11 protein-coding genes are annotated in these 14526 nt (G+C 55.4%); 3 read left to right on the top strand and 8 right to left on the bottom strand.

What is annotated here, in order from left to right:
• Window positions 1-46: 46 nt before the first annotated feature.
• From PHD76_00805 to PHD76_00795, 3 genes are all read right to left on the bottom strand, one after another.
• The gene (locus PHD76_00805) at window positions 47-1270 is read right to left on the bottom strand and encodes a hypothetical protein (protein ID MDD5260364.1); all 1224 of its coding nucleotides are present in this window, start codon (window positions 1268-1270) and stop codon (window positions 47-49) included.
• A gap of 185 nt (window positions 1271-1455) precedes the next feature.
• Window positions 1456-2664: a hypothetical protein gene (locus PHD76_00800; protein ID MDD5260363.1), complete on the bottom strand. Its 1209-nt coding sequence runs from the start codon at window positions 2662-2664 to the stop codon at window positions 1456-1458.
• 56 nt (window positions 2665-2720) lie between these two features.
• On the bottom strand, window positions 2721-3872 hold the full coding sequence (locus tag PHD76_00795; GenBank protein ID MDD5260362.1) for a cytochrome P450: 1152 nt from the start codon (window positions 3870-3872) through the stop codon (window positions 2721-2723).
• A gap of 263 nt (window positions 3873-4135) precedes the next feature.
• Here PHD76_00795 and PHD76_00790 point away from each other — a divergent pair, with 263 nt between their 5' ends.
• Entirely contained in the window at window positions 4136-5839 is a 1704-nt protein-coding gene (locus PHD76_00790) for an ABC transporter ATP-binding protein (GenBank protein ID MDD5260361.1), read from the top strand.
• A 161-nt stretch (window positions 5840-6000) separates the two neighbouring features.
• On the opposite strand, the gene PHD76_00785 is transcribed toward PHD76_00790, so the two are convergent.
• The 5 genes from PHD76_00785 to PHD76_00765 form a co-directional block, all read right to left on the bottom strand.
• A complete protein-coding gene (locus PHD76_00785) occupies window positions 6001-7461 on the bottom strand; it encodes a glycoside hydrolase family 130 protein (protein ID MDD5260360.1) in 1461 nt (486 codons plus the stop codon).
• Entirely contained in the window at window positions 7458-9740 is a 2283-nt protein-coding gene (locus tag PHD76_00780; GenBank protein MDD5260359.1) for a glycosyltransferase family 4 protein, read from the bottom strand. The genes PHD76_00785 and PHD76_00780 overlap by 4 nt, the downstream gene beginning before the upstream one ends.
• Window positions 9741-9836: 96 nt before the next feature.
• A complete protein-coding gene (locus PHD76_00775; GenBank protein ID MDD5260358.1) occupies window positions 9837-10574 on the bottom strand; it encodes a glycosyltransferase in 738 nt (245 codons plus the stop codon).
• 110 nt (window positions 10575-10684) lie between these two features.
• A complete protein-coding gene (locus PHD76_00770) occupies window positions 10685-11617 on the bottom strand; it encodes a peptidoglycan-binding domain-containing protein (protein MDD5260357.1) in 933 nt (310 codons plus the stop codon).
• A 288-nt stretch (window positions 11618-11905) separates the two neighbouring features.
• Window positions 11906-12337, bottom strand: coding sequence for a hypothetical protein (locus PHD76_00765; GenBank protein ID MDD5260356.1), 432 nt, complete (start codon window positions 12335-12337; stop codon window positions 11906-11908).
• 120 nt (window positions 12338-12457) lie between these two features.
• Between PHD76_00765 and PHD76_00760 the strand changes: the two genes are divergently transcribed.
• Both PHD76_00760 and PHD76_00755 read left to right on the top strand, forming a co-directional pair.
• Entirely contained in the window at window positions 12458-13342 is an 885-nt protein-coding gene (locus PHD76_00760; protein MDD5260355.1) for a terpene cyclase/mutase family protein, read from the top strand.
• Window positions 13339-14364 carry a DUF362 domain-containing protein gene (locus tag PHD76_00755; GenBank protein ID MDD5260354.1) on the top strand — a complete coding sequence of 342 codons (1026 nt, stop codon included), beginning with the start codon at window positions 13339-13341 and terminating at the stop codon, window positions 14362-14364. Before PHD76_00760 ends, PHD76_00755 begins: the two co-directional genes overlap by 4 nt.
• Window positions 14365-14526: the final 162 nt, after the last annotated feature.

The following is a 14526-nucleotide window of genomic DNA, read 5'->3' as shown; positions in this document are numbered from 1 at the left end:
GGCGCACTAACACGTGGCTATTCAAAAGCACGCGAGACACGCCGGGTTAGGGCTGCGCAATCGACTTGGGATCGCCGGAATAGATAAAGTCGATGCGGTTCGACAGGCGGGAGATGAGTTTGGGATACGCGTCCTTTTTAGAGGCAAACGATGTCATTGCTTCCCGCGCTTGATGCGGAGGCTCTACATATTCCCAGCCACGAGGACAATAGAGAAGCTGTACGCCGACTGTGTCGCCTTTTTTAACGCCAAGAACTTCAGGATAAAATTCCATCTTGAAATGCACTTCTTTCACACGCGTATCTGCTGCGCCAAGCGCACGAGATTTTACCATAGTACCCTCCGGGAGTTTCACCTTCGGAAGGAATGGTTTTCCATTCACCCACCAACGCGTAAGGAAGCGTTCATCAGGAAAATAAATAGAGGTTTCCTCGTCGAGCATTACGATAAGCTCCTTCCCTTTCAGGGTTAGTTGAATGCCCGCGTCTGGCCTGTTGGAAATGAATTCCGGAAGAAGATGTTTTGCGTCTGAAAGTGTGTTGAAGAATATCGGTTCCGTGCCATCGCATTTCGGTAAGGCTATTCCGGCGGAAGGATTGACAACATTCATCTCGCTGTAGTCCTCGACTGGTTGAGCATTATTCTCAATATCTACATTGGGTTCCATCCAAGGTGTCCAGAGCACTTCCGATTCCGAAGAAACGATCACTTTGACCGAGGCGAGGGCTTGAACCTTGTCACCGCCCAACGCCTGTTGCACCGTGATGAGATAGGAGCCTTTCTGGTTCAGCGGGATGGGCTTCATGAAAAGCGCGTCACAATGCACCATGATGGGATAGCTAATCATGAAGCGATCCATGACCATGTTTCTAGCGGCTTCGGCTCTTTCGTTTTCAAGCGGACCTTGAATCTGGATCAAAAATGGCCCAATACAGGGGTCATTATAGTTTGTTTGCTGTTGCTCCAGTTTGGGAGTGTCGCCCTGTGCAAGGCAGTAAAGCACGACGGCCCCGTAGAGTTTTGCGTGGGTACGATCGATTCCAAGTCGGAAGCTGAGGGGCTTTTTCTCAACGGACGTCGCATCTTGTTTTTCCGCTGGAGATGCTTTTATTTGCAGCGTCACCGGTTTCTGCGCCAGCAAGTCGCCCCAGGTACGCACTTCGGCAAGCGTTGCCGTCTTTTCCGGGTCTGCTGCGCGTCCGATTGCCGAAAAACCGAGGCCAATAACCGCACACGCGAGCAGGGCGATTCTGGGGCTTGATGGCAACATTTCAGTGTCAGTATGGCACCATCACTGCTGGGACTCCAGCCAAACAATGGGAAAGCCACGCATGGGTATTGGGCAAGCTGCATTCATCCCCCTGATACGGGGGAAGACAAGGGGTTTTTGTTTTTGGATCAAAAGCCAGATGCCTTTTTACAGGAAGATCGCAAAGAACGCTTAAGACTAAAAACTTAGGGCTGCGCAATCGACTTGGGATCGCCGGAATAGATAAAATCGATGCGGTTCGAGAGACGGGAAATGGACGGGATCTCCAGATTCGCCGATATACCTGCCAATTTTGCCCGTGATTCTTGTGCTTGGGCCATTTGTGCTGGCCCGACATATTCCCAGCCGTGAGGACAAAAGAGAAGTTGTACGCCAACTGTGTCGCCCTTTTTCACGCCAAGAACTTCAGGATGAAACTCCATCCTGAAATGCTCATCCCGTACACTCATCTCTTTTGCATCCAATGCGCGTGATTTGATTGCATTCCCCAATATCTCCAGCTTGGGAATAAAGGGCTTACCATTCACCCACCAGCGCGTGAGAAAATGTTCATCGGAAAAATGTGTGGAGATTTCCTCGTCGAAATTCATGACAAGGTCGTTGCCTTCCAAGGCCAATTGCAAGCCCGCATCCGGCTTGGAGGGAATGAACTCCGGGAGAAGATATTTAATATCGGAAAGTTTCGGGATAACAATAGGTTCCCAACCTTCACATTTTGGGAGTGCAACTCCGCTGGAAGGATTGGCGACATTCATCACACTATAATGGTCGTCGGCTGGGCTGGCATTATTTTCAGCATTACTTTGAGACTTCATCCAGGGCATCCAGAGTATTGTCGATACCCCGGATACTTTTACCGTTGCTTGGGCAATAATGGTACGAGTTGCATTTTTGGAATTCTGTTCACTCGCCAGCCCTTCCACATAGATGGAATAATCTCCCGCCAAATCCAGCGGGATGGTTTTCATGTAGAGAACCGCTGCACCGGGTTGATGTAATGGACCATCGATATCAAAGCCGCTACTCAGCGTCCGCGCGATGTCACCTGGTGGCTGAATTTTAAACCAAAACGGCCCAAGTGAAGAATCTTCTCCCCCCCATATACCATACTGCTTGGCGTCGCCCTGTACCAAACAATACAGCACAACGCCACCATAACGCATGCTCCTTGTACGATCGATGCCGATCTTGAATGACTGGCGGGATTTTGATGGGCCGTCATGTCCCCAAGGTTTTAGAATCTCCACCGGTTTCTGCGCCAGCAAGTCGCCCCAGGTACGCACTTCGGAAAGCGTTGCCGGCTTTTCCGGGTCTGCTGCGCGTCCGATTGCCGAAAAACCGAGGCCAATAACCGCACACGCGAGCAGGGCGATTCTGGGGCTTGATGGCAACATTTCAGTGTCAGTATGACACCCTCACTGCTGGGACTCCAGCCAAACAAATGACAACCTCAACGCGCCTTGAAGCGGACGGTCAGCGAATCAAAGGAGAGCGGCCGGTTGTAACGGGTTTCGCGCTCGACCTTTTCCTTTTGTTCAATCGTTATGATTTGCTGGACCTTTTCACAAAGGCCCTTGAGAAGGCTCCTTACCACCAGGCGCGCATGGGCGGCGCCGAGGCAAAGGTGTGGACCGAATCCGAAGGCAACGTGCGGGTTGGGTTTGCGGTCCAGCCGGACTTCTTCCGGCGCGGGGAAAACCGTCTCGTCATGATTGGCCGAGGCAAAACAAAGTGTAACCAGTTCTCCGGGCTCAACAGTCACGCCATGTACTTCGGTTTTGTGCGGGCACATCCGGGCAATGTGTGTGACGGGTGAAATCGCGCGAAAATACTCCTCGGCCGCGTTCACGATCCGCTTGGGATCCTCGCGGAGGTATTCAAAGTCCGTCTGGCTCCTGGAAAGATGGCCGATCACGCCGCTGATCGAGTTGATCACCGTGTCGCGCCCGCCCGCAAACATGATGCTCCCGTAACCAAGCATCTCCTCGCGCGTGAGCTTGCGGCCCTGAAACGTCGCCCGTGTTATCGCACTGAAAAAGTCGTCGCCGGGATTTGCCTCGGCCCGGTCATAGAGGCTGTTGAGATAGATTTCAAGGGCGGCGCCCTTCTTTTCGCCCGGACCTTCGCGAAAAATGTGCGTACCCCAGCCGATCCAGATTTTCGCCTCCTCATCCGGCATGTTGGTCAGAATTGCCAGCGCGCGCGATTGGAACGGAATGGCAAACTCGCGCACAAGCTCGATGGATTCGCGCTGGAGCGCATCGGTGAGAAGTTCGGCGACCAGGGCTTCCACCCGGGCAACGACCTCCGGGAGTTTGGCCCGGTTGAAAAACGGCTCGGCAATCCCGCGATATTCGGTGTGGTCCGGCGGATCAATTTCCAGCGGCAACTGGCGCACCGTGCGGACATTTTCCTCCGACGGAATCGGGACGCGCATCGGGGCGTCGGAACTGAATGTCTGCCAGTCCTTGGTCACGGCGCGCAACTCCTCGTGCCGCAGGATCATCGGGATGGGCTTCCCTTGAAATTCATTGACGAGGATGCCGTCTTTTTTGCGGGCCTCCTTGAACGGATCGGGGTCGCTGTGGATGGGGCAAGGCATAAGATTTTTTCCGGGTAATTTATTTACTATTGGCAAATCCGCGTCAAATGCAAAGGTCGTTTTTAAGCGCTGATAAAAAGCGTTCTTGGTTCTGAGTTCTTGGTTCCTTGTTATTTTTGCGTGTTTTGCGCCTTTTTGCGGCCAATTCGTTGTTCGTGATTTTCGTGGTTAAACCTTGTATTCCCCTTCGCGATCTTTCTGTAAAAAACGTGTTCAATCATTTGGGTTGTTTCATCCATCCGCCACCGCCATCATGACGCCTCATGCTTCAACTCAGCGATATCGTTGTCGAGCGCGGCCCTGTGGAAAACCCGCAGGCGCTGCTGAAGGACATTTCATTGTTTTATCCGGCGGGGCACTTTGCGGCAATCGTGGGAGCATCGGGCTGCGGGAAGAGCACCCTCCTGAAAGTCATCGCCGGATTGATGGAAAGCACAAACGGGAAAATCCATTGGCGCGGCCGTGACCTGGCCGAGGAGCATGACCTGGAGCCCGCGGAACTCGGTTATGTTCCGCAGTTCAGCATTTTTCACGACCACCTCACGGTTTGGGAATGCGCGCATAACGCCTGCAGGCTGCGTGTGGGCGGATTGGCGGGCCGGGATGTCCGCGAGCGTGTGTCGCAGATTTTGGAGTATGTCGGGCTGCTGGAAATCTCCGACAGGCGCGCAAGCGTTCTGTCAGGAGGACAAAGGCGCCGGCTGGGACTCGCCCTGGAACTGGTGAGCAATCCCGCCCTATTGCTCTGCGACGAGGTGACGAGCGGGCTGGACCCCAAGGCCGAGGATGAAATCGTCAAGTTGCTGAGGCACCTGGCTTCCGGCGAGCGAACCGTGCTGAGCGTGACGCACAGCCTGAGGCATCTTCACGTCTATGATTCCGTGACCGTGTTGAACCAGGGCACGCTGGCCTATCAGGGGCCGCCGGATTTCCTGCTCGAATATTTCAGCGCGTCGAGCCCTGAGAACGTATTTCCCCGGCTGGCGGAAGAGGAACCCGGATTCTGGTTGGAAAAGCTCCATACTTATAAGGCGGTCCTTCCGAAACAGGCGCAGGCATCAGGGGAAATCCTTTCCTTCAACCAGGCCGAAATGGACGAAGCCCCGCCGGAGCCGGCCGGCTTTTTCATGCAATTTTGGATTTTGTTTTGCCGTCGCTGGCGGCTTTTCCTGAGGGACCATGCCCAGCTCGGCCTCCAACTTTCCTTGTTGGTGGTTTTCCCGCTGGTGGTGATCCTGTTTGCCTACAACGGACTGCCGCAAATCCAGAATATGAGCATGGAGGCCGATCCCTCGATCCTGCAGGTGATGAAGGAGCGCCTGGAATTCAACATCCAGACCACGCATATCGGGAGCCTGGTGTCAGGCCTTGTGATGTTCCAGGTGGTCTTGCTGACCTTGATGGGTTCCAACAACGCGGCCCGCGAAATCGCCTCGGAACGGCTGATTTTTGAAAAGGAAAAACTTGGAGGCTTGAATGTGGGGAGTTACCTCGCGGGCAAGCTCGGGTTCCTGGTATTTTTGGTTGCGGCGCAGTCCGTGTGCATGGCGTTTGCGGTCAAAATCGTTTGCCGATTGCCGGGAGATCCGATTCAGGAATTGTTGCTTCTGTTTCTGGCCAATCTGGCCATGACGGTGGTGTGCCTGGCGATTTCGAGTTGGTCCCGCACCACCGAGCAGGCTTCGCTTATTTCGATTTATCTTGTGGGCTTCCAGCTTCCGTTGTCGGGGGCCGTTCTTGCGCTGCCGGATTTTCTTGGAACCGTGGTACGGCCGTTCATCGCGGCGTATTGGAGTTGGTCCGGATATATCCAGTCGATGCGCGACACGCGTTTTTATGATCTGGTGGCTTCCATCACCCTGACGCCACTGGCTGAAGTTCCTCTCTGTATCTGGGTGCTGGTGTTTCATATCCTGACGGGGCTTTTGCTGGCGTGGCTGGGCGGAATCCGCAGTCAGTGGGAATGAGCCGGGATCAAGCAGGGTTCACCGCAGAGCCACAGAGAACGCAGAGAAAAAATTTGCGTGGAATTCTGAAGTCGGAATTAAGAATTCAGAATGGAGCACGAAGGCTTGTCACCGCACTCCAGATCAACAACAAAACTGCCGTGTAATAAATCAAAAGAACCCTAGCATTTTTTATGCAACTGCTCGAGCAGTTCATCGATCGAGACGGAGGCGATGACTGAGGCTTTGTCGCTCAAGGCGTAAGGCAGGATCAGCTCGCGCCCGTGGAGCAGCGCGCCGCAGGTATAAACAACATTGGGCACATAGCCATCGCGCTCGGATTCCTCGGGGCGGATGAGCGGTTCATCCAGGCGTCCGATCACGCGCGACGGGTCGTTCAGATCGAGCAGAATCGCGCCGATGCAGTAACGCCGCATCGGGCCGACGCCATGCGTAAGCACGAGCCAGCCGGCTTCCGTCTCAATCGGCGAACCGCAGTTGCCGATTTTTACCAATTCCCACGGGTGCGCAGGCGTCAGCAGGGTCGCCGGGTCGTTCCAGAAATGCGGATTGTCGGAGAACATGATGAAAAGGTTTTCATCGTCCTGCCGTGAGATCATTGCGTAGCGGCCGTTGATGCGGCGAGGGAAGAGCGCCATGCCTTTGTTTTGCACAGCGCTGCCATTGAGCGTGCGTACGTGGAAATTCAGGAAGTCATGCGTTTCGATGAGTTGCGGCAGGATCACGCGTCCATTGTAGGCGGTGTAGGTCGCGTAGTAGGTCACGGTGCCATCCGTTTCAGTGAAGCGAACAAACCGCGCGTCTTCGATGCCGTTGCTTTCGTTGGGGGAGACGGGGAAAATAATGCGTTCGCTCACGGCAAGAGCCGGCGAAAAGCTCAGGTCATAATTGGATTCCGCGAGCCAGCGCACGCACTCGAGCGTGCGGGTTCCCTCGCGGGTTTGCGGCTCTGCGCTGTTTGTGAACACGGATATGCTCTTGTCGAGATCGGCGAGCGTAAAATTATCCTTGAGCGGACTCATGATGGTTTCGGCGGAGGCGTTTTGAAAGCCCATCTCGTTGAGTTTGAATGTGAACGCGGCTTTGTTGTAGGTCGGGTTCGGCACAATGTCGGGTGCGACGACATGACGCGAAACGACATCCAGTTTGATGCCGCCCTGCATATCAATCACACCGGTACGGAACTCGATGGATGAAACATGCCCTTCACCCACAGCGCGCAGGCTGAGAATAAAACGGAGGGAACCGTCAGGCATGTCGCCCTGATAGGGGTGCGGAACAATCGACGGGTTGAAGAGCGCGGCGGATTCGAGCGAATACTCGCCCGTAAAAAGCGCGCCGATCAAGAGGCGAAGAGATTTGGAGAGGGGCCTGCCGGTGGGAACAAGCTTTTGAACTTTGGCGAAATGCCGCAGCAATGCCGGTTCAAGGTCAAGGTGGCGCGTGCCGAAATCGCGCAGGACGACCGCCAGTTCATGCTCGATTTCGTCATCATCCAACGAAAGCGCGCGTTCGATGATGTGGGTTACGCGTTCGGGATTGGATTGAATGAACGGACGGAGCAGGACGCGCGAGGCATCGGGCAGAAACTGCAATTCACGGCGGCGGATTTGAATGCTCATGACGGCTGCGGTTTCGGAAGTTGGAGCAAGTCTTGTGCGAGGCTCATCTCTGCAAGCGACAGGTAGAATGCGAGGCTGGATTCGGCGCCTTCGTTTTGGTTGACGCGGTCGGAATGCAGGGCGTCCCGGCAGCCGCCGGTGGCCGAATCATAAAGCGGCAGGCCGAGATCGTTCCGTCCAAGGAACCACTCGAACGCCCGGCGCGCTTCATTCAGCCAGAACAGATCGTTCGTCACGCGATACGCTTCGAGGCAGGCGGAAAGCATGGAATGCGCCTCGACCGGCTGCTGGTCGAACTGTGCCCGTGTTTCCCCCTTTTTATAAAAGCCGTTCGAGCCGATGGGCCTGAAACAGCGTTGTTCGGAAGTCTGGATTTCCGCAAGCCAACGCAGCGATTTGAGCCCGATCTCGAGCATTTCAGGCTGCGATGTCCAATGGCCTGTGAGGATGAGCGCGTGAGAAAGTTTGGGATTGTCATAAGTCACAATCGTTTCGAACCACGTCCAATCATCCGCACTGTGGTCGTGGTAAAGCTGGACGAGCTTCCTGGCGAGACTTTCACGCGCCATATTGACCGCGCGGTCGCCCGCAAAACAGCGCAGATATTCATGGATGGCAATGAGGGTGAATGCCCACGCCCGCGGCGATGTGAAATCATTTACCGCCGGCAGTCCGAGCTGGAAAAGCAGGCCGCAAAGATTGCGATAGCCCTGGTTTTTGGTGCGGCCGAGAGCGGTGCCGACCGCCCACAAGGCGCGGCTGTGGCTGTCTTCCGAGCCTGTTTTCTCGAGCCATTGGCGGGAGTGGGCCATGAAGTTGCGGAAGCGCCCGGATGTCCGGTCGAATGCATCCCAGAGAAATGCAAGATAGGAAGTTGCAAGCTGGTCCATGTCGTGATGCGCCTTGCCGCCAATGTCCTCAAGCAGAACAGTGAGGATGAAAGCGCGCGCGTTGTCGTCCGTGCAATAGCCTTCGCTGTAATTTGGCACGTTGAAAACCGCGTGCTGCAGGATTCCTGTCGAATCGCTCAAGCGGAACAAATGGTCGAGCTTGAACGGCGGCAATTGATAGGGACGGTTTTCGAGCGTTTGTTTTGCGAACGCCTTGCGCGGCAGGTGTACGCGCCCTGCGCGGGCCTTTTCAAAACTTTCCATGCAGCGCTGTGCGACAACCGGCCAGATCATCTCACGGCCCAGCATGTAGGCGCTTTTCCGCATGGCATGCCGCTTGTTGGGATTGGCCAGAAGATCATTGACCGCTTCTGCGAGCGCTTTGGAATTTGCGAACGGGACCAGCACCCCGCGTTCTTCCGCAAGCAATTCCTGAGCATGCCAGTAGGGTGTCGAGATGACGGCTTTTCCCGCGCCAAAGGTGTACGCAAGGGCGCCCGAGGTGATCTGTTTTTCGTTGAGATAAGGCGTGAGGTAGAGGTCCGCGGAGCCGATGAATTCCTTCAGCTCCTCAATGGTGACGAATCGGTTGTAAAAAATGACGTTCTTCTTTATGCCGCGCGCTTCAGCCAGCCGTTCCAGCCCCAGGCGATAGGATTCCCCTTCCCGTGCGATAAGGGCCGGATGTGTCGCGCCGAGCACGATGTAAACGACATTCGGATTCTTTGCCAAAATCTCCGGCAGCGCCTCGATCATGTATTCGATGCCCTTGTTCGGGCCGAGCAGGCCGAATGTGAGCAGCACGGTTTTGCCCTCGACGCCAAACTGGTCCTTGTAAAAATGCGGATCGACGAACGGGATGTCGGGGATTCCATGCGGAATGAAGTCGATTTTTTCCGCCGGCACACCGTAAACGTCGCGGAGGAAATCGCCCCCTTTTTGGGCCATCACGATGAAACGGTCCGACAATTGCGCGAGCTGGAGCATGACGCGGCGCTGCGAGTCGCTGGGTTCCTTCAAGATCGTGTGCAATGTTGTCACAACCGGCATGTTAAGGTCGCCGAGCAATGCGAGCAGATGGCTGCCGGCAGGGCCGCCGAAGATGCCGAACTCGTGCTGCACCGAAACCAAATCGACATTATTGATGTTCAAAAAATCCGCCGCGCGCCGGTAGGAATCGATTTCCTTTTCATTGATCTCGAAGCGGACGCGGTCCGGATAATCGTAGCCGCCGTCCCGGTCGTTTACGGCTCCGACGAAGCATTGCACGGATGGAAATTCGGTGACGATGGCCTCGCACAAATCCGAGGTGAAGGTTGCAATGCCGCATTGGCGCGGTACGTAATCGCCCACAAAGGCGATGCGGTTGATGGCCGGTTTATTTTCCATGACTTAACTATAGCTTCATCGGAGATTAATAGGGATAAAAATTGAGAAAAAGTCGCTTAGCACCGTTTCCTCAACGGAAATGCGGAATCCGACCCGTCACGGCATGGGTTTGATTTCACCAGGACGTTTATACCAAAAGGCGCAGCGATCCCGATCCTTAATGGCGCCCGGCATTGCCGCGCGAAAGAGGGCGCCCCAGATTTTCGCCTCGCTGTGCCAGTGCAGCTTGCGGGCCGAGGTCAAAACCGGTTCGGACAAAATTTTGAATGCCAGGCCCTGCTTGCGGCACCAGGTTTTGAGGCGGAACGAAAAAAAGATTTCCTCGCCTGCGTAAAAGCTTTCATCAAACCCGCCGGTCTCGACCCATGCCTCCCTCGTGCAAAAGATGAAAGAACCCGCCGCAATCCGTGAGACGCGCGAAACGCAATTCCACATTGCGATAAAAAACCGGGGAATGATAGGGAGTTGTCCCGCCTCAAATCGCACCAAGGCCCCGCCAGCTCCGGTTTTGCCTGAGTGGATGGCCTGAAGTAACAGCCCCGCCAGCCTGGGGTTGATCCGCGTGTCGGCATCGAGGAACAGCAGCCAGCGGCCCCGGGCGGCCTGTGCTCCGGCATTACGGGCGCGGGCGATCTGGTTGTGCGATTCAAAAACAACCGTCGCTCCATGCGTATGCGCGATCCCGGCGGTTTTGTCCGTGGAGTTGTTATCGCAAACAATCGCCTCCCAAACGAGGCCGGAACCGTTCAATGCGGTTTGCAGGGACTGGAGGGTGGAAGGCAGCAGGGATTCCTCGTTGTAGGCCGGGATCACGATGCTGAGCTCGGGAGGCATGTGGAATTATGCGCTGAAAACGGAGGAAGACAAAAACCAAAATGAGAAAAGAACACACCGCGTCCGACAGATGCCGAACGCGGCGCATAGGCCGCTAGAGGCGGCTTGTTTTATTCCAATCCCAGCGATTCGAGCAATGGATCGTTAATGTCTCCCGTGACTCTCAAGCCGTGGTCGCCCTGGTAGTTTGCGATTGCCTGGCTGCTCATGGGTCCGATATCGCCGTCGATGGGGCCATCGTAATATCCTTGATCGGCCAGTCTTTGCTGAACCGCAACTTCGACCGAATCATATGTTGCATAGTCGGGAGCGGAATTCAGGTCGATAATCAGCCAACCGCCGTCATACCAGCGGTAATGATGATGATGCCAGAAGTGATCGCCGTCATGGTCCCAGTCGCGATGGGAGTCGGCGGCAAACCAGCGTCCTTGATAACGATTGTCCCGGTTTCCTGAAGGAGTAAAGCGGGCCTGGCTTTGAATTTGCTGGTTGTTATTGTGGTCATGGCCTGTCCAGGTGTTCTGGGATGTCACAGTTTGGGATGCGGCAACACGTGCATCGTGCCTCTGGAAGTTAGAGTTGTGATTGCCTATCCAGGCGTTCTGGGATGCCACAGCTTGGGAAGTCGCAACTCCCGCATTATGCGTCTGGAAGTCAGTGTTGTGATCGTGATGCGTCCACATGTTCTGCGACGTGGCGGTTTGTGAGCTGGCAACCCCCGTATTGTGCGTTTGGAATGTGGTTCCGCTTGAGCCGTGGTTTACGACAGCATGGTAGTTGGACTGGTTGTAAACCCTGTTGCCGCCTTGCCCTGCAACGTGGAAGGATTGAGTCGCATGGTAAGTCTGCGAAACGCCTTTGCCGGGGGACTGTTGCGACCCTTGAGAACCTCCAGCTCCTTTTCCATCCTGATTGTTTTGATCATGATCCCGCGCAAACGCGGCCTGTGGCTGAAGGAACGCAAGGCTCGCCGCCAATGCGAGCGAGGCCAGGGTGATGCGCCCCATGGTCCCCGATTTGCAAAATATCCGTTTGTTTTTCATAAAAGTTAGACGACTGGAGGTTCAATTTTATTCATCTCCAGCCCGGATGTTTCACAGCTTCAGAAAACCCCAGCAAAGTGTCCTGTTCCAAAGTGTGGCAGGAACCGAGGGTACAGCGACAGCCGGGCTACAAGCAAAACCGCTTGAATTGGAAGCTCTTTTGAAACAGAACCTCTTTATCTTGAAGCGGTTTTGCAAGAGCCTGCTTATCTCCCTCCGCAGTTTTCATCCCCCCCCAACAGATGAAAAAACCAGACTGAATATTATGATGTGTGTAGGATAAGCAGGCTAATGATGGCTGCCGCAGATTGAGCCAAAGTGGCTGTGCGGCACACGGCCACACCCTATCGGGAAAAAGCAAAGGGTGTCGGGAAAGGTATAAACCACGGAAGAATAGGCGTTGGAGTTCTGATATTGGGACTCGGATTGGGCCAATTTTACCCGTGTTTGATCAAGGCCCATGGTGCCGTTCTCTACGGTAACGTCATCCGTGGACAGGCCCAACTGATGCAGGGTTTTATCGGACAAATCGCGAAGCGGAACCCAGGTATTGACGGAGGCGCCGGCCACATGAATTCTTTTGTCGGCCCGCTCGATCAGATGGCCGTAGATAACGGTTCCTGATTTGAGTTCGAGGCGGACAAAATCCGGGGTTTGGGCCTGAACAGCGGAGATGTGTAGGAAAGCACTGGCGACCACCATAAAGAGCGCCCGCTTCATAAATATAAGGTAGCCTTTATGGCTCGTTCCCGCAAGGCTGGAAAACATTGCGTCCGTTGCCTGGGGCATTAGATTGAACGATGGAAGCAACCAGCAATGGATATAAGTAAATTTTGCAATTTGGCCGCGCGCGAATTGGAGCGTCTGATGGAGGGGGATGGGGGGTTTGCCTACACAGAGGGCTCTGAAGTCCGGGCGGATGCCACGGCATGGGGGCTTCTGGCGTTACGGCTGCTTCAATCGGACGCGGCCAGCATCGAGCGTACCGCGCAAAAGCTGGAAAGCTGGCAGGACTCCTCCGGAAGCCTTGTTCTTCCTTTGGACCGCTACCCGGCGGTCTGGCCTTCCTCGTTGGCGCTATTGGCATGGAGCGGGATGCCCGGCATGGTTCCGGCCTCCGAAAAGGCGGCTCAATTTCTGTTGCACGACAATGCAGTCGTCAGATCCAACCGTCCTCCAAAGGGTTCGGAAATCAACGACCCTGATTTTTCCGGCTGGCCGTGGAATAACGGGACTTACAGTTGGGTCATTCCCACTTCAGTCGCCTTACTGGCGCTAAAATCATCCGGCCATGAAAAGGAGGAGCGCTGTGCCCGTGCAATTGAGATGCTCCTGGAGCGCCAATTGCCGCACGGAGGCTGGAATTACGGCAATACCATCATATTCAATACGGAACTCCTGCCATTGCCGGACACCACGGGCCTGGCCCTTTGCGCTTTGGCGGGCCATGTCGGCCTGGATAAAGTCCAACGTTCTCTGGATTATTTGCAGAGCGTGTTGGCCGGCATCAGTTCTCCCCTCGCGATGGCTTGGGGGATTCTGGCATTGAAGGCCTGGGGAATCGGAGTTACGGATTGCGAGGCGCGGGCGCAGCGGGCCTTTGAAAAGGCGCGTTCCTACGGGGCGTTGAACTGTGAATCGCTGGGGATGTTGGCGGCTTGTGTTCAAGTCGCTCAAAATTTGCCGCTGACCCTGCGGGCGGCTGGAGAGGCGGGTTTGAAATGAAACCGGGTGCGAAACAGGAAGCCGAGTGGACGCGCAGGAAATTCCTGGCAACCGGCGCAATTGGAACCGCGGGCGGGCTGCTGGTCTATGCCGGATTTGAAAGAATCCACGCGCTGTATGAAGACGGAAAGCGGGCGGATGTTTGTGTCGCCAAGGCCGGAGACTATGGCAAGCCTCTGAAAACAATTATCCTGGACGGAATGGCGGCCTTGGGAGTTGGAGCGGCGGATGTTTCCGGAAAAAGGATTCTTCTGAAGCCCAATTTTGTGGAGCCCGAACCAAACCGGCCGCAGATTGTCACCCATCCCCTTGTGGTACATGCGGCTGCGGAAGCCTTTTTGTCCCTGGGCGCCGCCGAGGTGCTGGTGGCGGAAGCTGCCGGCCATCGCCGGGACACGGTATTGATCCTTGAGACAGCCGGAATGGCGGATGTGTTGCGCGATGCCAAAATTCGGTTTATCGATTTGAATTACGTGGACACAGTCGCCGTGCCAAATACCGCCGGGTGCTCGGCGATGCGGACGTTTGAGGTGCCGAAGTTGTTGCGGTCCGTGGATTGGATCGTTTCAATGCCCAAAATGAAGACGCATCACTGGGCTGGCGTGACATTGTCCATGAAAAATTTGTTCGGCGCCATGCCGGGCTGTGTGTACGGATGGCCGAAAAATGTGTTCCATCATCTGGGTATCGACAACTGTATCCTCGACCTGAACGCGATGCTGCAGCCGCATTTTGCGATTGTGGACGGGATTGTCGGGATGGAGGGGGACGGGCCTATCATGGGGGACGCAAAACATGCGGGTCTGCTGGTGATGGGAAAGAATCTGCCCGCGGTCGATGCCACCTGCGCGCGGCTGATGGGGGTCAATCCCTTAAAAGTTCCGCATTTGAAGCAAGCGTCAGGATGGCTGGGGCCGATCCGGGAAGAGCACATCGCGCAGCGCGGTGAAAACATCCGGGACGTGGCTGTAAAATTTGCCCTGCTTGATAAAGTACCGGCCCAGCGCGGGATCCGGCTGTGATTTTGCACGCAATAGTGTCACTGCGAAGGGGGCGGCAACGGCGGGCGTCCGGTGAACACGGCCACCAGCAACAGCAGGTAAACGGCCGCGTGAAGCACGGAACCAACGATTCCGAGGGCTGAGAAGGCCCATAGTCGCTGGGCGTGATCTCCGTTCTGAGCC

This window comes from Candidatus Methylacidiphilales bacterium (assembly GCA_028713655.1).
In the GTDB taxonomy this organism is placed as follows: Bacteria; Verrucomicrobiota; Verrucomicrobiia; order Methylacidiphilales; family JAAUTS01; genus JAQTNW01.
This window is presented reverse-complemented; position numbering and strand designations above follow the sequence as displayed.